18 protein-coding genes, 1 tRNA gene and 1 riboswitch are annotated in these 20,284 nt (G+C 29.6%); all 19 genes read left to right on the forward strand.

Annotation, left to right across the window (positions count from 1 at the left end; genetic code table 11):
• The first annotated feature begins 15 nt into the window (after window positions 1-15).
• Window positions 16-119, forward strand: a riboswitch (SAM riboswitch).
• A gap of 46 nt (window positions 120-165) precedes the next feature.
• Entirely contained in the window at window positions 166-1,161 is a 996-nt protein-coding gene (locus ACW9UN_RS15935) for a homocysteine S-methyltransferase family protein (RefSeq protein ID WP_459487358.1), read from the forward strand.
• A 71-nt stretch (window positions 1,162-1,232) separates the two neighbouring features.
• Window positions 1,233-1,586 (forward strand): four helix bundle protein, encoded by a 354-nt coding sequence (locus ACW9UN_RS15940; RefSeq protein WP_459487359.1) that lies wholly within the window; start codon window positions 1,233-1,235, stop codon window positions 1,584-1,586.
• Window positions 1,587-1,588: 2 nt separating this feature from the next.
• Window positions 1,589-4,327, forward strand: coding sequence for a methionine synthase (metH, locus tag ACW9UN_RS15945; RefSeq protein WP_459487360.1), 2,739 nt, complete (start codon window positions 1,589-1,591; stop codon window positions 4,325-4,327).
• Window positions 4,328-4,709: 382 nt separating this feature from the next.
• Complete coding sequence (gene metF, locus ACW9UN_RS15950) at window positions 4,710-5,663, forward strand: methylenetetrahydrofolate reductase [NAD(P)H] (protein WP_459487361.1); 954 nt, start codon at window positions 4,710-4,712, stop codon at window positions 5,661-5,663.
• Between the two features lie 191 nt (window positions 5,664-5,854).
• Window positions 5,855-6,172 carry a thioredoxin gene (gene trxA / locus ACW9UN_RS15955; protein ID WP_459487362.1) on the forward strand — a complete coding sequence of 106 codons (318 nt, stop codon included), beginning with the start codon at window positions 5,855-5,857 and terminating at the stop codon, window positions 6,170-6,172.
• A gap of 716 nt (window positions 6,173-6,888) precedes the next feature.
• Window positions 6,889-7,806, forward strand: a complete 918-nt coding sequence (locus ACW9UN_RS15960; RefSeq protein WP_459487363.1) for a DUF58 domain-containing protein — start codon at window positions 6,889-6,891, stop codon at window positions 7,804-7,806.
• Between the two features lie 66 nt (window positions 7,807-7,872).
• Window positions 7,873-7,946, forward strand: a tRNA-Asp gene (locus ACW9UN_RS15965).
• A gap of 192 nt (window positions 7,947-8,138) precedes the next feature.
• Complete coding sequence (locus tag ACW9UN_RS15970) at window positions 8,139-9,362, forward strand: site-specific integrase (RefSeq protein WP_459487364.1); 1,224 nt, start codon at window positions 8,139-8,141, stop codon at window positions 9,360-9,362.
• A gap of 3 nt (window positions 9,363-9,365) precedes the next feature.
• Window positions 9,366-10,277 carry a hypothetical protein gene (locus ACW9UN_RS15975; RefSeq protein WP_459487365.1) on the forward strand — a complete coding sequence of 304 codons (912 nt, stop codon included), beginning with the start codon at window positions 9,366-9,368 and terminating at the stop codon, window positions 10,275-10,277.
• 210 nt (window positions 10,278-10,487) lie between these two features.
• A complete protein-coding gene (locus ACW9UN_RS15980; RefSeq protein ID WP_459487366.1) occupies window positions 10,488-10,787 on the forward strand; it encodes a helix-turn-helix domain-containing protein in 300 nt (99 codons plus the stop codon).
• Complete coding sequence (locus ACW9UN_RS15985) at window positions 10,784-11,338, forward strand: ribbon-helix-helix domain-containing protein (protein WP_459487367.1); 555 nt, start codon at window positions 10,784-10,786, stop codon at window positions 11,336-11,338. The genes ACW9UN_RS15980 and ACW9UN_RS15985 overlap by 4 nt, the downstream gene beginning before the upstream one ends.
• Before the next feature lie 10 nt (window positions 11,339-11,348).
• Window positions 11,349-12,671, forward strand: coding sequence for a DUF3987 domain-containing protein (locus ACW9UN_RS15990; RefSeq protein WP_459487368.1), 1,323 nt, complete (start codon window positions 11,349-11,351; stop codon window positions 12,669-12,671).
• 56 nt (window positions 12,672-12,727) lie between these two features.
• Complete coding sequence (locus ACW9UN_RS15995; RefSeq protein WP_459487369.1) at window positions 12,728-13,705, forward strand: toprim domain-containing protein; 978 nt, start codon at window positions 12,728-12,730, stop codon at window positions 13,703-13,705.
• 239 nt (window positions 13,706-13,944) lie between these two features.
• A complete protein-coding gene (locus ACW9UN_RS16000) occupies window positions 13,945-15,531 on the forward strand; it encodes a site-specific DNA-methyltransferase (protein ID WP_459487370.1) in 1,587 nt (528 codons plus the stop codon).
• Window positions 15,532-15,559: 28 nt separating this feature from the next.
• Window positions 15,560-18,223: a DEAD/DEAH box helicase gene (locus tag ACW9UN_RS16005; protein ID WP_459487371.1), complete on the forward strand. Its 2,664-nt coding sequence runs from the start codon at window positions 15,560-15,562 to the stop codon at window positions 18,221-18,223.
• 86 nt (window positions 18,224-18,309) lie between these two features.
• The gene (locus ACW9UN_RS16010) at window positions 18,310-18,879 is read left to right on the forward strand and encodes a hypothetical protein (RefSeq protein ID WP_459487372.1); all 570 of its coding nucleotides are present in this window, start codon (window positions 18,310-18,312) and stop codon (window positions 18,877-18,879) included.
• Window position 18,880: 1 nt separating this feature from the next.
• Window positions 18,881-19,348 (forward strand): helix-turn-helix domain-containing protein, encoded by a 468-nt coding sequence (locus ACW9UN_RS16015; protein ID WP_459487373.1) that lies wholly within the window; start codon window positions 18,881-18,883, stop codon window positions 19,346-19,348.
• Window positions 19,349-19,354: 6 nt separating this feature from the next.
• Window positions 19,355-19,792 carry a hypothetical protein gene (locus tag ACW9UN_RS16020; protein WP_459487374.1) on the forward strand — a complete coding sequence of 146 codons (438 nt, stop codon included), beginning with the start codon at window positions 19,355-19,357 and terminating at the stop codon, window positions 19,790-19,792.
• 304 nt (window positions 19,793-20,096) lie between these two features.
• Window positions 20,097-20,284, forward strand: a 188-nt coding sequence (locus ACW9UN_RS16025) for an ISAon1 family transposase N-terminal region protein (protein WP_459487375.1), incomplete at its 3' end; no start/stop codon positions are given.

The following is a 20,284-nucleotide window of genomic DNA, read 5'->3' on the forward strand; positions in this document are numbered from 1 at the left end:
ATAAACTTAATTAATATGTTATCACGAAAGGTTGAGGGAATAGACCCTGTGAAACCTTGGCAACCTCTCGTTTTTGAGAAAGGTGCTACTTTCTACAAGATTTACTTGAAAGATAACAGCGAAAAATTTCACTTTTCCTGATGACATATTAAAGAAAAATAAAATATGTCAAACATACATAAAGCTTTACAAGAAAGAATTTTAGTCTTAGATGGTGCAATGGGTACCATGCTACAAGCTTATAAATTCACTGAAGAAGATTTTAGAGGAGAGCGCTTTAAAGATTATACAACACCTCTGCAAGGTAATAATGATTTATTGTCAATAACACAACCAGAAGCTATCAAAACCATACATGGTAAATATTTTGAAGCAGGTGCAGATATTGTAGAAACTAACACCTTTTCAGGAACTACAATAGCAATGGCAGATTATCAAATGGAAGATTTGGTATATGAACTAAACTATCAATCTGCAAAAATAGCCAAAGAAGTTGCTGATGAATTCACTGCAAAAGAACCACACAAACCTCGTTTTGTAGCGGGTTCTATGGGACCAACCAACAGAACTGCAAGCATGTCTCCAGATGTAAATGATCCTGGGTATAGAGCTGTAACTTTTGATGAATTAAGAATTGCTTATAAACAACAAGCCGAAGCCTTATTAGATGGTGGTGCAGATTTATTGTTGGTAGAAACTGTATTTGATACTTTAAATGCTAAAGCAGCTTTATTTGCTATTGAAGAGGTAAAAGAAGAAAGAAATCTTGAGATTCCAGTAATGTTAAGTGGTACAATTACAGATGCATCAGGAAGAACGTTATCTGGGCAAACAGCAGAAGCTTTTTTAATTTCTGTTTCTCATATTCCTTTATTATCTGTTGGATTCAATTGTGCTTTAGGAGCAAATTTATTACAACCTCATTTAGAAGCAATTGCTAATAAAACTGAATTTGCAGTTTCTGCGCACCCAAATGCGGGACTACCCAATGCATTTGGAGAATATGACGAATCTCCAGAAGAAATGGGAGAGCAAATAGAAGAGTATTTAAAGAAAAACTTAATTAATATTATTGGTGGATGTTGTGGAACAAGCCCAGAACACATTAGAGTTATCGCAAGTATTGCAGCAAAATATAAACCAAGGTTAGTTGTTGGTTAATGGTTTTTAGTTTATGGTTAGATTTAAAACACCATTAAATAAAAACTAGCAGCCAAAAACCAAATAAAATTATGAATTATACAGATTTAGATGTTTGGAAATATTCAAGAGGACTTGTAAAAGAAGTATATCTCTTAACAAAGAAATACCCAAAAGAAGAAATGTATGGATTAACAAATCAAGTAAGAAGATGTGCTGTTTCTGTTCCTTCAAATATAGCAGAAGGAATTGGGAGACAGTCAAATAAGGAAACTATTCATTTTTTATTTATAGCTAAAGGTTCTTTACAAGAAGTAGAAACACAATTGTATTTATCTTTTGATTTAGGTTATATGTCAAAGGAAGATTTAAAAAATATTTTAGAAAAAGTGATTTCATGCAAGAAATTATTAAATGGTTTTATCAATTATTATAAAAAATTATAAGTATGAGTGAGACCAACAACCAACAACCAATAACCATCAACCAAAAACGTTACATGAAATTGTCTGGATTAGAACCCCTAGTTCTAAACGAAAACAGCAATTTTATAAACGTTGGAGAACGAACAAACGTTGCAGGTTCACGTAAGTTTTTACGTTTAATTAAAGAAGAAAAATTTGACGAGGCTTTAGATATTGCAAGACATCAAGTAGATGGTGGTGCACAAATTATCGATATTAATTTTGATGACGGATTAATTGACGGAAAAGAAGCTATGGTTCGTTTTTTAAATTTAATTGCTGCAGAACCAGATATTTGTAGAGTTCCAATTATGATTGACAGTTCTAAGTGGGAAATCATAGAAGCTGGACTGCAAGTTGTACAAGGAAAATGTGTGGTAAACTCCATTTCTTTAAAAGAAGGAGAAGAAAAATTTATTTGGGAAGCCAAACAAATAAAACGTTATGGAGCAGCAGTAATTGTAATGGCTTTTGACGAAGTTGGGCAAGCAGATAATTACGAAAGAAGAATTGAAATAGCTAAAAGATCGTATGATATTTTAGTCAACAAAGTAAACTTTCCATCAGAAGATATCATTTTCGATTTAAACATTTTTCCTGTAGCAACAGGTATGGATGAACACAAAAGAAACGCTATCGATTTTATAGAAGCTACAAAATGGGTAAGAGAAAATTTACCCAATGTTTCTGTAAGTGGTGGTGTAAGTAACGTGTCATTTTCGTTTAGAGGAAACAATGGTGTTCGAGAAGCAATGCACTCTGTATTTTTATATCATGCCATAAAAAACGGAATGAATATGGGAATTGTAAATCCTGCTTTGTTAGAGGTTTATGATGATATTCCAAAAGATTTACTAGAGCACGTAGAAGACGTAATTTTAGATAGAAGAGAAGATGCCACTGAACGTTTATTAGATTTTGCAGAAACTGTTAAAGGTTCTAAAAAAGAAGCTGGTGCAGATTTGTCTTGGAGAGAAAATTCATTGCAAGAAAAAATTACACATGCCTTAGTAAAAGGTATTGACGCTTTTATCATAGAAGATGTAGAGCAAGCAAGACAAGAAGCTGATGCACCTATAGAAGTCATAGAAGGTCATTTAATGATTGGTATGAATGTAGTAGGCGATTTATTTGGAGCAGGAAAAATGTTTTTACCTCAAGTGGTAAAATCCGCAAGAGTAATGAAAAAAGCTGTTGCATATCTAAATCCATTTATTGAGGCTGAAAAATCTGACAAATCAGAACCCGTTGGTAAAATTTTAATGGCTACTGTTAAAGGGGATGTGCATGATATTGGTAAAAATATTGTGAGTGTTGTTTTAGCTTGTAATAATTACGAAATTGTAGATTTAGGTGTGATGGTTCCACCTGAAAAAATCATTCAAACTGCTATAGATGAAAGAGTAGATGCTATTGGTTTAAGTGGTTTGATAACACCATCCTTAGATGAAATGGTGTATTTAGCCAAAGAAATGCAGCGTCAAAACTTTGAAGTACCTTTACTAATTGGTGGAGCAACAACTTCTAAAGCGCACACAGCTGTAAAGATAGATACACAATACAATAATGCTGTGGTGCATGTTAATGATGCCTCAAGAGCTGTAACTGTGGTTGGAGATTTGTTAAATAAGAAAACCAATAATGATTACGTTGCAAAACTGAAAAAAGATTATGACGAATTTAGAACCAAGTTTTTAAAACGAGGGAAAGAAAAATCATATATCTCCATTGATGAAGCTCGCAAACGTAAATACAAAATCGACTGGGAAACTTCAGAAATTATAAAACCCAGAGAATTAGGGATTCAAACATTAGAACAACTAAGTTTAAAAGAATTGGTTCCGTTTATTGATTGGAGTCCATTTTTTAGAAGTTGGGATTTACACGGTAAATTTCCAGCTATTTTAACTGATAAAGTAGTTGGAGAACAAGCTTCAATAATGTATAAAGAAGCACAAGTAATGATTGATGAAATCATTGCAAAGCAACTTTTAAAACCAAAAGCAATTTTCGGTTTGTTCGAGGCAAATGCTATTAATGAAGATGATATTGAAGTTTCTCTGAAGCCAAATAGAAGTAAAAATGTCATTTCGAGCGCAGTCGAGAAATCTAATAAAGTAGTGTTTAGAACCTTACGTCAGCAATTAAAGAAAAGAGAAGGAATTCCTAATTTAGCATTAGCAGATTTTATTGCACCAAAAGAAACAGAAAAAACAGATTATGTAGGTGCATTTTGTGTAGCTATTTTTGGCGCACAAGAATTGGCAGATAGTTATAAAGCCAAAGAAGACGATTACAATGCAATTATGGCGCAAGCCATAGCTGATAGGTTTGCGGAAGCATTTGCAGAATATTTACACAAACAAATAAGAATAAAACATTGGGGTTATGATGCTGATGAAACTTTAACTAATGAAGATTTAATAAAAGAAAATTACAAAGGTATTCGTCCTGCTCCAGGTTATCCTGCTTGTCCAGATCATTTAGAAAAAGAAACCATTTGGAGTTTGTTAGATGTCGAAAATAAAATAGGAGTAAAGCTTACAGAAAGTTTGGCAATGTGGCCAGCAGCTGCAGTTTCTGGATATTATTTTGCCAATAAAGAAGCTAAATATTTTGGTTTGGGTAAAATTACTGATGATCAAGTTACAGATTATGCAGAAAGAAAAGGAATACCAAAAGAGAAAGCTAGAAAATGGTTGCATCCTAATCTTACAGAATAATAGTTTTTTAGACCTCACAGGTTTTTAAAACTTGTGAGGTCTGTTCAGAGAAACTATCCTGCAAGGTTTTAAAACTTTTTAGGCATAAAAATAAATTGATAAAAAGAAAAATGACGAAGTAATCTTCAATTAAATTACGGATTGCTTCACTGAGTTCGCAATAACGTTGGCAAACAAGTTGCGTTAGCGATTGAAATGGCATCCTTTTTGGCTGTCAGTTCGAGTGAATTTTGAGGAACGAAAAATTTGTATCGAGAACAAAGCAAAAAAGATATAATGGAAAGCGCGACCTGAAAGGAAACGCCCAAAAAATAAGTTTAGTTTAAAAAGTTTAGGGTTATAAAACCAAAAACGAAAAACCAAAAACGAACAACTAATTAAGATGAAAATTACAGATCACATTAAAAACGCAAACGGAAAAACCTTGTTTTCTTTTGAAATTATTCCGCCCAAAAAAGGAAATAATATTCAAGATTTATATAATAATATAGATCCTTTAATGGAATTTAATCCGCCTTTTATAGACGTAACAACATCTAGAGAAGAATATGTTTATATAGAAAAAGATGGATTGTTAGATCGAAAAATTACCAGAATGCGTCCTGGAACTGTAGGTATTTGTGCAGCCATAAAGCATAAATACGATGTAGATACTGTACCTCATGTTTTGTGTGGAGGTTTTACAAAAGAAGAAACAGAATACGTTTTGGTAGATTGCCATTATTTAGGGATTGATAATGTGATGGCCTTAAGAGGTGATGCCATGAGTCATCAAAAATATTTTAAACCAAATGAAGGTGGTAATCATTTTGCCAAAGATTTGGTAGAACAAATTCAGAATTTGAATGATGGTAAATATTTACACGATGTTGTAGAAACAAATAACTGCTCAGATTTTTGTATTGGTGTGGCTGGGTATCCAGAAAAACATTTAGAAGCCCCTTCTTTGCAAACCGATTTAAAACGTTTAAAGGAAAAAGTAGATGCAGGTGCAGATTACGTAGTTACACAGATGTTTTTCGACAATCAAAAGTATTTTGCCTTTGTAGATGCTGCAAAAAAAGCAGGAATTAACGTGCCAATAATTCCAGGAATTAAACCGATTGCAGTAAAACGTCATTTGCAATTGTTGCCACAAGTTTTTAGAATTGATATTCCAGAGCCTTTAATTACAGAAGTAGAAAAATGCAAAACAAATAAAGACGTTCGTCAAGTAGGTATTGAGTTTGCCATTCAACAATCTAAAGAATTATTAGCAGCAGGTGTACCTGTTTTGCACTATTATTCTATGGGTAAAAGCGATAATATTCAGGCAATTGCAGCTGAGTTATTTTAGATGAAAAATGGCCACTAAATTTTATTGGAATTAAGGGTTTAAAACAACGATATTTGCTGTGAAAACGAGAAGCTTGCATAAGCACAATTGATACATAGATAGTAAAAAGCAATTTTTTTAAAATTTTAGAAGTAAATAAAAAGCGTACTTTTGACTATCAAAATTTAAAAATAATATAAAAAAACATATAAATGGCATTAGAAATAACAGATGCAACTTTCGAAGAAGTTGTATTAAAATCAGACAAACCAGTATTAGTAGATTTTTGGGCAGCTTGGTGTGGACCATGTAGAATGGTAGGGCCAATTGTTGATGAAATTCATGCAGAATATGATGGTAAAGCTATTGTAGGTAAAGTTGATGTAGATGCTAATCAAGAATTTGCTGCAAAATATGGTGTTAGAAACATACCTACTGTTTTAATTTTTAAAAACGGAGAAGTTGTAGATAAGCAAGTTGGTGTAGCACCTAAAAACGTATATACTGGTAAAATTGATGCTGCTATTTAGTGGTATTCTATTTATAATAGCATAAAGGTTTGGCTAACGTCAAACCTTTTTTTATGGTTGATATTTTAAACTTTTTGAATGAAAATATAAATATCAGCAGTATTTTATTGTATTTTGGTTGGTGTTTTTTAATAAAGCTGAGAACAATAGTTTAAGATTAGAAAAAGGTAGTTTTGTAGAAATTAATCTATCTCAAGAAACAACATTATGGATGTTGTTAGTGGTTTGAAAATATTAAATCTAAAAGTATTCAGCTTGATTAGAACTTATTTTTTGTCTTACTTTATAAATAAAACGGTTAAATTTTAATAAAAATCAACTAGAACAATTTTTTTTAAATTTATTACTCAGCAATATAATCAGCTGGTTAAAGGTTTTGAGATTTCCATTTTAAAAATAAATTTTATTAATGTAATAGGGTTCAGGTTCTTATTTTCTGATAAAAAATGTTGTAAATTAAAAGATAAGAAAAGTAAAATTAATAATACATCAACTGTAGAGCATATGTTTCTAGGTTTGGCAAGCACAAATTGATTCAATTACATTTTTGATACAAGAACTTTGTACTAATTTTAGAGTGACAAAATTTAAAAATATTGTTTATTCAGACATCAATCACATGTTAGTTTTGATCATGCTACATTACACAAATTTATACTCAGAACAAAAGAAAAAATGAACAAATAATTAAAAGATAAGATAACTAAAAGAAAATAATGAGTTTAGCTGAAGGAAAAACATCAGAAATTAAAAACCTAGATTTACTCGCCAAACAAGTGGTAGAAGGTTTTATAACAGGGATGCACAAAAGTCCGTTTCACGGATTTTCGGTAGAGTTTTCTGAGCATAAATTATACAATAAAGGCGAAAGTACACGTCATATAGACTGGAAATTATTTGCAAAAACAGAAAAAGTTTACACCAAAAAATACGAAGAAGAAACCAATTTAAGATGCCATATCATTATTGATAATTCTGCTTCTATGCATTATCCATTATCAAAAAAACAAAATAGTAATCAACTCAACAAAGTTGGTTTTTCGGCAATTGCAGCAGCATCTTTAATAGAAATTTTAAAACGACAAAGAGATGCAGTTGGTTTGAGTATCTATTCTGATACTTACGAATATTACGCACCGGAAAAAGGGAGTGAACGACATCGAAAAATGCTCATTCATCAATTAGAGCAATTATTAGTTACTAATTCTACAGCAACTACAGAAACCTATCAGTTTTTGCACGAAATTGCAGAAAAGATTCACAGAAGGTCTTTAATTTTTTTATTTACAGATATGTTTCAGACTACAAAAGAAGACGAAGCACTTTTTGATGCGTTAAGACACCTAAAATACAATAAACATGAAGTAGTTTTATTTCATACATTTGATGAGAAGACAGAAATCGGATTTAATTTTGATAATGCACCAAAGAAATTTATTGATGTAGAAACAGGAGCAGAAATAAATGTTTTTACAGAAAATATTAAAGAAAAATACAACGAATTGGTGTTAAAATATTTTAATAGACTAAAAAATAAGTGTTTACAATATATGATTGATTATGTTCCAGTGGATATTCATAAAGGATACAATGATATTTTAACAGCATATTTGTTACAAAGAAAAAAAAATTAATTTTATTTCTGTTTTATGTTTGCAGATATTAAAAACTGTGTTATATTTGCAACCGCTAAAAGCAACGGTCTGGTAGTTCAGCTGGTTAGAATGCCTGCCTGTCACGCAGGAGGTCGCGGGTTCGAGTCCCGTCCAGACCGCAAAAAGCATCTCATTTGAGATGCTTTTTTTATTTGGTTTTATTTTAAACCCTTGTTTTTACTGGGTTTTGTGTTATTTTTTTTAAAGTGTAATAAAACCATATAAAAGCAAATAAAAGATTTTACAGTACATTTTACGGCACAAATTATTATTTTAATTATCTTTAAATCGTAAAATTAAAATTGCTTGCTATGGCTTCTATTAACTTTATTGTCAGAAATAAGAAATCTTCAAAGCCTACTACTATCAGTCTTAAAGTTTTATGGACTAACAGGGGTGAATTAGTCTATTCAACAGGTATAAAAGTGCTTCCTGAACATTGGGATACAAAAAATCAGAAAATTAGAAATAAGTTAGAAGTTGCAAACATTAAAGATAAAATTAATGCTGAGCTTGCTAGAATAAAATCTTTTGCTGAAAAAACATTAACAGATTTAAAATTTAGTCATAATCTTTCAAAAGAAAATTTAAAGTATCAATTAGATATCTATTTCAATAAAATTGTTGAAACTAAGAAAGTAGACTCTTTTTTCGAATATGTTGAAAATGTTTTAATAGAAAAATCAAAAAAAAGAGTGGCTAAGGTTACTTGGCAATCTTATCAAAGAACCCTTAAATTAATAAAATCTTTTGAAAAATGTGAAGGATATAAAATCAATTTTGAAACCATTAATATGGATTTTTACTATGATTTTGTCGAGTATTTAGAGGATATATGTGAAATGAGTCCAAATACGATAGGTAAGCAATTAAAAAATATTAAAATGTTTATGAATACTGCAAATGAAGAAGGTGTATCTTCAAATATGGGGCATAAGCATAAATATTTTAAAGTTATTCGAGTGGATAGTTTTCAAGTTTATTTAAATGAAAATGAGTTAAACCAAATTCACAAAATAGATTATGATTTTGATAGTGTAGATGATAGGGTGAGAGATTTATTTTTATTAGGTGCTTACACAGGTCAGCGAATATCGGATTGGCATAAATTGAATGAGGATAATATTTATGATGTTAATGAAATAAAGTGCTTTAAAATTGTGCAAGAGAAAACTAAAGCACAAGTGGTTATACCACTGCATCCTAATGTGTACAAAATATTAAACAAGCGAAATTTTACTGCACCAAAATTTATGAGTAAGCAAAAAATAAATAATCGAATAAAAAAAATTGCAGAAAAAGCAGAAATAAATGAGAAAGTAAAGGAAAAGAATGGGGTAGAGAAGCATACATTAATTAGTTCCCATACTGCTCGAAGATCTTTCTGTTCTAATGCGTATAAATCAGGAATGGATACTTTAGCTATTATGCAACTATCTGGTCATAAAACGGAAAAAAGTTTTTTGAGGTATATCCGTATTGAAAAGGAAGAGTTTGCTTCGAGAATTGCTAATCACAAATTTTTTCAAATTTAAATTATGAAATACAGAAACCTAATTAGTAATCTTTGGTTAATGAACTCTGAAGGTTATAAAACAAAACTGAACAAGGATATTATAAAGTGTTTTCCAGGCAGTGACGTTATTCATAATTCTTTAGGGAGAGGTTTGCCTTTTGTAGATTTTCATATTAATTCAGTTTTAATAGATGTTTATAAAGATATTTATAGGATAGACAAAGAATATAAACAGGCTGTTCAATTCAAAGAAAGATTTGAGGAAATTAAGAATAAAAACAAAATAGGTATTGGTGAAATGCAATATTTGGACGAAAAAGGCAAAGATGTAGATGAAAAAATTATTCTATATAAAGGTTATTTTCCTTGTTATGTTGTTATTTTACAACATTTCTTTTTCTGTTATTTTATAAATAATATTAGGTCTAATGATAGTGCTAAAATTACCAGCTTAAACACCTTTTTGCAAAATGAAAAAAAAGAATTAGCAATTATACCGTATAATTATTTCATTCAACACGGTTTTTTTGAGTTTAGAAAAAAATATACACCTAATGATGTTAAAGAATATGTAGAAATAATTATTGACTTAATAACTGATTTAAAACAAAAGAGTGTAATAGATTTTAAAAGTTTAAATGATTTAGATGCTGATTCTTTATTTTTAAATTCTCAAACAAGAGATTTTTTTTGTTATATAATTGAAAAAAATATAAATAAAAAAAATGATGCTTTTTTTAGTAAACTCCATAGGTATTTTAAATCTAGAGGTTATCTAAAAAAAGAAGCACCAAAAGAATATTTTAAATTCCTAAATGAAAGTAAAATTTACTCATTTAGAAGCAATCAAATACAAACCCCATCAACTACAAACGAAGAGGAGTTTTTCAATAAATTAGATCAACTTTTATTTCAATTTTTCCTCAATCAGTAGAAATGGAAAACTAGAAATTTTTTGAAATGAACCTTAAACTAGAGAAAAAATTATTTTTTTCTAGTTTTTTTTTCTTTAGTAGTTTGTTATATTAAAAAACTAGAATTTTGACAATTTCCCAATAATTTCTTCTAGTTTATTTCTCTGTTTTTAGTCATTTTACCTCACTTTGTCAAACTAAATTTAGATAAATTTAAAAATTTATTTAAAATGATAAAATTAACACAAGTCCACAATATCTCTTCCGAGGACTTAAAAAAAGAGATTTCAGACGATGTTACAAAGCATGTAAGCATTGTAATCCAAGAGTTCATGACGGATTTAAAATCCAAACAGCAGCCAGAGTTTATTACCAGCAAAGAAGCTGCTAGTATTTTAAAGGTAACATTACCTACTTTATATGATTGGAGAAAAAAAGGAATTATCTCAGCATATCGAATTGGTAACAAAATTAGATTTAATCGACAGGAGTTAGAAGAAAGTCTAATCAAAATCGATTCAGCGTCATGAATGGGAAAATCAGTATAAGAATTTCAGATAGTTTAAAAGATAAGCTATCTGAAATGTCTGAAATCGAAGGTGTTTCAATTTCAGAAGTATCACGAACAATTTTAGAACAGTATTTTACGAATTTAGAGAACAATATTGTTTTAGAAGCTAATAATAATCAACCAGAACAAGAAGGGTATCATTTAGATGAAACTTCCTATATAGATGAGTTTGATTACGAAGAACCTGATATAGTTTATACAGTTGAATTTTTACAATTAGTTACTTGGATGTTTGATCAAAAAGAATCTCGGCTTCTAGAATTTGATAAAACTATACTAGAGCAATTTAAAAATACAATTATTAAAGTGCATTCAAGTACTAGAATGAAACAAGAGCTAAAAAATGAATTTAATAAGGTTTTTGTTGATTTAATAAAAGAACTAAATAGTAGTTATCCATCATTTTATCGTTTAAATTTTGCCTATCAAAGTTCAGATGCCTTTGATTTTGAATTGTTAAACCAATTCATTTTTGATGAAAATTTAGGAACCATTTCAATAACACTTTAATTTATTTGATATGATACAATCTAAAGATGATATTGAAAGAAAGCTAAAAGAGTTAACTTTTACAGATAGAGACAAATCAATTGAATTTTTAAACATAATTTTAGAAAAAATTCCTCAGGAATATTCAAATTTAATTAATGAAGCTCACAAATTCAAAAGGATTCCAAAAGAGTATTTATTGAGTTCCATTTTATTTTCAGTCAGTACTTCAATGGGATTAACATTTTATATTGATGCACTTGGGTATAAAAATTATGGAAATGTATATTTTACAATTGTTGGTAGTAGAGGAGATACAAAATCAGAAGCCTTAAAATTGGCAACCAACCCATTAACACATCAAGATCACAAAAGTTATGATAACTATTGTAATAAGGTAAGAGAGGATAATTTAGATGGTAATGATGAGCCAATTAGAAAACAAATCCTTTTACAAAATTCAACCATAGAAGCAGTTCATAAAACTCATTATGAAAACCCCAATTCTGTGGGTATTTTTATTGATGAAGTATATACGCTAATTGAAAAAATGGGGAATTCTAATAGTAGAGATGGTGTAGAGTGGAGAACTTTTTTGCTACAAGGTTACACCAATGCCTATGTTGATGTAGGTAGAAAATCAACAAAGAGTTTCAGAATAAAAGAAACATATCCTAATCTATTAGGTGGCATTCAAAATGAATTTATCCCAAAACTTTTTGCAAATGGTAATTTAGAAAGTGGTTTTATAGACAGGCTTTTGTTTACCCCAAACCTAACAAAAAACACTAAATTAATACGAGGAATAATCTCCCCAAAAATTATTGAAGATTACAATACATCAATTTCTAACATTCTTGGTTATAAGACACAAAGTGAGCGTAAAGAAGAAACGATAAAAAAGTTTAAAATCAGTTTAACAAAAGAAGCAGAAGATCGTTTGTTTGACTATACTCAGGAGCTTATTGATAGAAAAGAAAGTGCAAAACCAATTTTAAAAGAATACAATGCTAAAATGCAAATTTCAATTCACAAATTGAGTTTAGTACTTCATCTAATGAAAATCTCAAAAGATATGGATTTTACGAAACCTTTGGAAAAAGACACAGTAGAACTAGCCATTACTATAAATGAGTACTATTTCAATAATTTTAAAATCATACTTAATGAAAATTATAAATCGAATCATAAAGAAGCAAGTTTAGATGATGTTATTAGGCTAGCCATTAAAACTGGTGCAAATCAAAAATCAGTTGTAGAAGTTACTAAGGTTGCAAAAAGTACAGTTTCCAAGCATTGGACTAGAATTATGAAAGAACAGGAAACTGGAAACCATCATAGGAAAACAGGTTAGACGACTAAAAATCAATCTATTAATAGGTGTTTTAAAACAGGTTTCCAGTTTCCAGTATGTATAAAAAATTAAAGAAAATAGCATTAAACTTAGAGTTTAAGAAAAAAAGAAATCTTAAACTCATTACTCCTTGCTGTTCAAAACCGAATAAAGATGGCAAGTATATCAACTATAAAGGTTTAAGGGAATGTTATGGATATTGTCATTCTTGTGGAAAAACAACGCTACCACCAACACAATATTCTGATGAAAATGGCAGTATCTACAAATGGGATGAGCTCCAAAAGAAGTTTATTCCATCAGTCTTACAATCGTCTTACAAAAGTGTAGGACAATTGACAGACAATGCCACTTTTAAACGCCACACAGGTATGGAAAGTGTGGGAGTGAAACAAAAATACATTGAATATCAGTTAGTTAGGTTGTTTCTAAAAGTGCAACCACAAAACAACCTCTTGCAATACATTGGTAAGACATATGGGGAGGACAATAAAGAATTTGTAAAAAACTTATATCAATTAGGTACTAGCAAAGACGGAGGTATAATTTTTTGGAGCATTAATAAACAACAGAAAGTACAAAAGGCAAAAGTTGTCTATTACAATAAAGAGGGTAAAAGAAAACAAAGATTTAAAGTGCCTTATAAAAATGAAGATGGTTATTACAATTGTTTGTTTGGAGAGCATTTATTGGGTTTACCAACATATAAAAACAAACCCATCATTCTTGTAGAAAGTGAAAAAACCGCTGTTATATGTGCCATTAACTTACCAAAATTCAATTGGCTTTCTTATGGTGGTATTAATGGGTTAACAGATACTAAGTTAGAAGTTCTTAGAGGTAAAGATATTATTTTGGTGCCTGACATGAGCGAAAATGCAGTATCCATAATGAATAATAAACTTTCATTATTATCAGAACTTGGGATCAATGCTAAAATTTGGGATATGACAAAAGGTAAGACGGATGATCAACTAAAAGAAGAAGGTTGGTATAATTCTGATTTAGAAGATTTCCTAAGAAATGTAGTGTAAAAAATGCTTATGTTCTGCTGTACATCTTGTTATAAACCGAGTATCATAAAAAAACTAATTCATTGTGATCTACCAGACAAGGAATAATAAAATGTAACTCTAAAATTAGCAACAAAGTCATTAGGTATTTAAGAATAAGATTATAAATCTAATATTCTATGCAATATAGTATGTTATTTAAGACATAAAACTTTATTTTTAAGCCACTATTTAGTTCACAACAAATTTGCAATAACAATATGCCAACATTAAACTGGATTGGAAAAGAAAAAGTAATCAACCATCATCAAGATGTACCTTATAAAATTTTAGAAAAACAATACACATTTGCTGATGGAAAAGAAACCAATATTACAGAAAGTGACAATAAAATTATTCACGGAGATAATTTAGAAGCTCTAAAAAGTTTATTGCCAGCATACGAAGGTAAAATTAAATGTATTTATATAGACCCACCTTACAATACAGGAGAAGAAAATTGGGTATATAATGATAATGTTAATAATCCTAAATTAAAAAAATGGCTAGGAAATATCGTTGGTAAAGAGAGCGAAGATTTATCTAGGCACGACAAGTGGTTGTGTATGATGTATCCTAGATTAAAACTTTTATATAAATTACTAGCAGATGATGGAGTAATTTTTATTTCTATTGATGATAACGAACAAGCAAATTTAAGATTGATTTGTGATGAATTATTTGGCGTTAATAAACACATTGCAACAAATGTATGGCAAAAAAGATATTCAAGAGAAAATAGACAAGCTATTGGAGATGTTCACGAGTATATTGTAGTCTATTCTAAAAATCCTAGAGAATTTAAGAATTATAGAAAACTTTTACCACCAACAAAAGCACAAGAAAAAGTTTATAGAAATCCAAACAACGATCCAAAGGGTAGGTGGCGTCCAATACCTATGACTGCTCAAGCAGGCCATGCAACAGCAAGCCAGTTTTATGAGGTTAAAGCTCCTAAAGGAAAAATACATATTCCACCTGAAGGCAGATGTTGGGCAATTTCTCAAGATACTTATAATGAACTTCTAAAAAATGGAAGAATATATTTTGGAAAAAACAATAATTCTCAACCCAATATGATACGTTATTTATCAGAGGTAGAAGGTGTTGCTCCTTGGACTTGGTGGAATTATGAAGAAGTAGGTCATACAGACGAAGCTAAAAAAGAGATTTATAAAATTTTAGGAAAGAAAAATGCTTTTGACACTCCAAAACCTTTAAGGTTAATTGAAAGAATTATAAGAATGGCTACATCTTCAAATGATATTATTTTAGATTCGTTTGCAGGTACTGGCACAACAGCACAGGCAGTTTTAAACTTAAATAAAGAAGATGGTGGTAATCGTAAATTTATTTTGGTAGAAATGGAAGATTATGCAAATACTATTACTGCAGAAAGAGTAAAAAGAGTAATCAATGGTTATGGTGTAGATAAGAAAGCAGTAGCAGGTACAGGAGGTAATTTTAGCTTTTACAATTTGGGCAAACCTTTATTTTTAGAAAATGAGTTGTTAAATGAAGAAGTAGGTCTAGAAAAAATACAAGAATACATTTGGTTTAGTGAAACCAAAAGCACTTTTATTGCTGAAAAAGAAAATTATCTTTTAGGTAAAGCTAATAATACAGCTTATTATTTTTATTATATAAAGAATGAGTTAACCACTTTAGATGAACGTTTTTTAAGAACACTAAAAACAAAAGCATCACAATACATTGTATATGCAGACAACTGTTTGCTAGATCAAAAACTGATGGAGAAATATCATATCATTTTTAAGAAAATACCAAGAGATATTAGTCGTTTTTAAAAATTATAATTGCTATTCAATAAAATAAATGGAATTAAAACCGTATCAACAAAAAGTAATTAAAGACCTAGAATTGTATCTCTCTTATTTGCAAGAGCAACCAAGTCCTGCAAAAGCATTTAACACCTTTTGGAAAGATAAAATAGGAGAATATACGCTAAATTTAGATGGTAGCACAACAGGTATGCGTCCTTACAAAGATAATATTCCAGGAGCTAACCATATTGCTATAAAAGTACCTACAGCTGGTGGTAAAACTTTTATAGCTTGTAATGCTTTGCATACTTTAAATAAACATTTTACACAAGGCAATCCAAAAGCAGTAATTTGGTTAGTGCCTTGGTCTAACTTATTACAACAAACTGTAAAAAGTTTGTCAGATGCCAATCACCCTTACAGACAAAAGTTAAATAGTTTATTTAATGGTAGGGTAGAAGTGTATGAAAAAGAAGCATTATTACAAGGTGCAAGTTTTAACCCTACTTCTGTTTTAGAACAATTAAATATTTTCGTGTTTAATTTTAGTAGTTTACGCATCAATTCAAGAAAAAAAGACGATAGAAAAGTATATCAAGATAATGGTTATTTAAGTTCCTTTCAAGGGTTTGTAGATAAAGATGTAATACTACCAGGTACAGATGAAACTGCTTTAATAAATATTATTAGAACCTTAAATCCTGTTGTTATTGTAGATGAAAGCCACAATGCAGAAAGTGATTTAAGTGTAGAAATGTTAAATAATTTAAACCCTTCTTTAGTTTTAGATTTAACAGCAACCCCCAAAGAAAATAGCAATATTATAAGTTTTGTAAATGCTATGGCTCTTAAAAAAGAGCATATGGTAAAATTACCAGTAATTGTTTATAATCATAATCGAAAAGAAGAAGTAATAAGTAGCGCATTGCATTTGCAAAGACAGTTAGAGTTTACTGCAAGAGAAGAAGAAAAGCAATCAGGCACTTATATAAGACCTATCGTTTTGTTTCAAGCACAATCTAATATAAAAGGGAAAAACAATACAACTTTTCAGAAAATAAAAGAGCAACTCATAAAATTAAAAATACCAGAAGAACAAATAAAAATTAAAGTTAGTGGTATAGATGAGTTAAAGGGTATTAATTTAATGGCAAAAGACTGCCCAGTAAGATATATTATAACCATTAACGCATTAAAAGAAGGTTGGGATTGCCCTAATGCCTATATTTTAGCATCATTAGCAGACAAATCATCTCCTGTAGAAGTAGAGCAGATTTTGGGTAGAGTTTTAAGGCAACCCTATGTTACAAAACACAAAAACCAATTATTAAACGTATCTTTTGTACTTACAGCAAGTGCAAAGTTTAATGAAACTTTAGATAGTATTGTAAAAGGATTACAAGAATCAGGTTTTAGTAAGGATGATTATTATGCAGAAGATTTAATAGATGAAGAAACAGCAGAAAATGATTTTTTACAACAAGAGTTATTTGAGGAAGTAGAAGCACCAAAATCTGATGAAGATTTTAATGTTAAGGATGTTGATTTTGAATTTGATGAAAATATTACAATCGATGATTTAAAAAATCAAAACTCATTAACCCAACAAATTAAAGAAAAAGCATTAGCTGATATTGATGCATTTGAAGAAAATATAAATACTGTTGAAGATGACGAAACATCTAATTATTTGACTCAAATTATGAATAAACAACCAAAAAGATACCCTATAGATTCACAATTTTATGACAAAGTCAGTCAATTAAATTTGCCTCAATTTTTTAAGAAAGTAGATGAAGATGAAATACATAGTGATATACTTTTTGAAGAACTAACTTCTTATGATACTTTCTTATCAAAAAATAGTTTATTAGATGGTTTCATATTGTCTAACAAAGATTCATCGATTAATTTTGAAGACAATTCTGCTGATATCTATAAGGTTGATTTTGATGAAAGTAAGAAAACAACTGCTGTAAAAAAATTATCTAAAAGAGCGAAATCTTTATTGTTAGAAAATATTTTATCGAAACCAAAAGACAAGCAAATTTCTGATGTAAGTGGTATTATAGTCTCTAAACTAGGAGATATGACTCCAATATCTGAACAGGAATTAAAGAAATATGTTTCGCGAGTTTTTGATAGTTTTAATTCTGAACAAGTAAGTGATGTTATTGATAATGACTTTAGGTATGTCAGAAAAATTAAAGAAAAAATAAATGCTTTAACAAGTGCTTATGCAAAAGAAAGATTTACAGTTTTATTAGATAGTGAAACTATTTTTACAAAAGGTAATTTCAGTTTTCCAGAAAACATAACTCCACTATATCCAAGTACTCCAATTTCTAAATCTTTGTATGAAAGAGAAGAAAAAATGAATAACTATGAGCAAGAAATGATTCTTGAAATTTCATCACTTGAAAATGTTGTTTTTTGGCATAGAAATTTAGAAAAGGGAAAAGGTTTTTATTTAAACGGATTTAACTCAAACCATTATCCAGATTTTATTGTTTACACCAAAAAAGGAAACATAATAATTATTGAAACTAAAGGTGATGTTTTTGATAACGATGATAGCAGTGATAAAAATAGATTAGGTAAAATTTGGGCAGATAAGGCTGGTAAAAATTATAAATATTTTATGGTTTTTCAATCTAAAAAAGTTTTGGATACTTATACTTCTAAAACAATAATAGAGGTTTTAAAACGCTTATAAAATGTTAATAAAGAACAGCTAAAATTCTTTTTTAATCTTTATAAATTGTTAATTTTGCACTAAAAATAAACCTATAGGTTGATTTAATGGAAATATTTCGTACATTTGAAGAACAATATCAAGGAGTGTATCTTGCACGCTTTGTGAATTGTCCTATATATAATACAATAGAAGAGTATGAAACAGAACTGGATAAATTACAGGATCAACTTCAAGATCCTTTGTTCGTGCGAAATTTTATTAAATCTCCCAAGTCAGGTTGGAAAAAAGGGAAGTACAAACATAAACCTCTAAACCACTTAGTTAGTATAGTACTTGAGGAAACAGCAGATTTATTTGATAAATTAGATGAAATAATAGAAAATTCCCAAAACGGTGATTGTTTTGAAACATTATTTGATGAATTTATTGAGTTATCCAAACCAGAACGAAATGATGATCCAGGACGAAAAAAAATGTATACTTATGATTATGGTTCACTATTACGAATATATGGAGTTCGATTAGGCAATAATGCAATCATTATCACAGGTTATGGCATAAAATTGGTAGGTAAAATGCAAGACACAACCGCACTAAAAATTGAGTTGGATAAAATGAACCATTTAAAAAATTGGTTGAAAGAAGAAAAAATCACAGACTGCACAGAATTTTAAGATGGAAAAAAATTTGAATAAAAGAATTACTAAAACAGCTACTAGCTGGAAAGCTCGTGCAAAAAAGGATAGAGCTAATAGAAGAAATATTTCTCGAGCTCAAGAATTTGCTCTTGAATTATTGGATTATATGGATCTTCATAACATCAAGCAAATAGATCTTGCTAAAAAGATGGATGTGACACCACAACAAGTAAATAAAATATTACGAGCAAAATCAAATATTACATTTGAGACTTTGGATAAAATTGCAGATGCTCTTGGTGTCATTATTTCGTCACCAAAAATAAAGGTGAATGCTCGAGTTCACTCAAAAGTACTTCACAATACAATGCAGATTGTACATAAAAAAGGTATAAGAAAAATTGAAGAGGATATGAGTACTGCAAGAGTTGTTATGAAAAATCCACTTCTAGAAAAGAATCTACAAGCAATGAATGAGTATAGTTACACTTCAGAAAAAATGTAAATCATAATGACTACTTATAATCAACTTGGTTTTGCTTTATCGGGTCTTAAGACTATTTCTTTTGCTACCATTGAAGGCTCTTATAAAAAAACAGGAGAAACAAACCTGATGACTGGTTTGGGTTTCGGTTTAGATATAGACGATCATACAGTAACTTGTAATGCTAAGTTTTCTTTTGAAAAAAAAACTGACCAACCTTTTCTGATACTTGAGGTACAGGCGCTATTTGAAATCGAGAAGAATGATTTCTTAACAAAAATGAAACAAGAAGATGATTCTTATAAAATAATTCAAGGTTTAGCAATTCATTTCGCTGTTTTAACAATCGGTTCAGCACGTGGAATTTTACATGCAAAAACAGAAGGAACTTTATTTAATAATTATATGCTACCTACAATTGATGTTAAAAGTATGTTTAATGAAGATGTTATTTTAAATTATTAGGTACATTTTACGGTACATATTTTGAAATGTAAATTACATAAACTTGATTGTTAGTTGTTTGTGGTTTTTATTATAGTCCCGTCCAGACCGCTTTTTAAAGATTAAGTCAACGCAAATTGACGAAAGCCCCACTAAAATGGGGCTTTTTTATTTCCTTTAGTTTCTATTTCTTTTAATTTCTTCCTATTGCAAGGGTGTTATCGGATCATTCTCAATTGTTGTGTTTAAGCAAAAATTGGATCAATACCAAAAGTTGTGGAGTACAGATAAAAAGCAGAACTTTGATATTTAAAATATTTAAGATTTGGAGATTTCAATTGATGTTATAAAATTATTATTGCCAGAAGTTTTAGTAAATTACTTTAAACTTACCAAGTATGAAGTCAAACAAGAAGAACTTCATTTCTATTTTACAGAGTTAAATACAGTTCCTGAAGAATTTAAAGGATTAAAACTAAGCTCTAAAGGCTTCTTTCCAGAAGCTACTATTCA

This window comes from Polaribacter litoreus (assembly GCF_054584775.1).

Bases quoted from the DNA above. Each gene is read 5' to 3' on its own strand.
- metH (WP_459487360.1), top strand. From the start codon at position 1,589: ATGAGTGAGACCAACAACCAACAACCAATAACCATCAACCAAAAACGT.
- ACW9UN_RS16010 (WP_459487372.1), top strand. From the start codon at position 18,310: ATGGAAATATTTCGTACATTTGAAGAACAATATCAAGGAGTGTATCTT.
- ACW9UN_RS15990 (WP_459487368.1), top strand. From the start codon at position 11,349: ATGATACAATCTAAAGATGATATTGAAAGAAAGCTAAAAGAGTTAACT.
- ACW9UN_RS15960 (WP_459487363.1), top strand. From the start codon at position 6,889: ATGAGTTTAGCTGAAGGAAAAACATCAGAAATTAAAAACCTAGATTTA.
- ACW9UN_RS16020 (WP_459487374.1), top strand. From the start codon at position 19,355: ATGACTACTTATAATCAACTTGGTTTTGCTTTATCGGGTCTTAAGACT.
- ACW9UN_RS15975 (WP_459487365.1), top strand. From the start codon at position 9,366: ATGAAATACAGAAACCTAATTAGTAATCTTTGGTTAATGAACTCTGAA.
- metF (WP_459487361.1), top strand. From the start codon at position 4,710: ATGAAAATTACAGATCACATTAAAAACGCAAACGGAAAAACCTTGTTT.
- ACW9UN_RS15935 (WP_459487358.1), top strand. From the start codon at position 166: ATGTCAAACATACATAAAGCTTTACAAGAAAGAATTTTAGTCTTAGAT.
- ACW9UN_RS15940 (WP_459487359.1), top strand. From the start codon at position 1,233: ATGAATTATACAGATTTAGATGTTTGGAAATATTCAAGAGGACTTGTA.
- ACW9UN_RS16015 (WP_459487373.1), top strand. From the start codon at position 18,881: ATGGAAAAAAATTTGAATAAAAGAATTACTAAAACAGCTACTAGCTGG.
- ACW9UN_RS15985 (WP_459487367.1), top strand. From the start codon at position 10,784: ATGAATGGGAAAATCAGTATAAGAATTTCAGATAGTTTAAAAGATAAG.
- trxA (WP_459487362.1), top strand. From the start codon at position 5,855: ATGGCATTAGAAATAACAGATGCAACTTTCGAAGAAGTTGTATTAAAA.
- ACW9UN_RS16000 (WP_459487370.1), top strand. From the start codon at position 13,945: ATGCCAACATTAAACTGGATTGGAAAAGAAAAAGTAATCAACCATCAT.
- ACW9UN_RS16005 (WP_459487371.1), top strand. From the start codon at position 15,560: ATGGAATTAAAACCGTATCAACAAAAAGTAATTAAAGACCTAGAATTG.
- ACW9UN_RS15995 (WP_459487369.1), top strand. From the start codon at position 12,728: ATGTATAAAAAATTAAAGAAAATAGCATTAAACTTAGAGTTTAAGAAA.
- ACW9UN_RS15970 (WP_459487364.1), top strand. From the start codon at position 8,139: ATGGCTTCTATTAACTTTATTGTCAGAAATAAGAAATCTTCAAAGCCT.
- ACW9UN_RS15980 (WP_459487366.1), top strand. From the start codon at position 10,488: ATGATAAAATTAACACAAGTCCACAATATCTCTTCCGAGGACTTAAAA.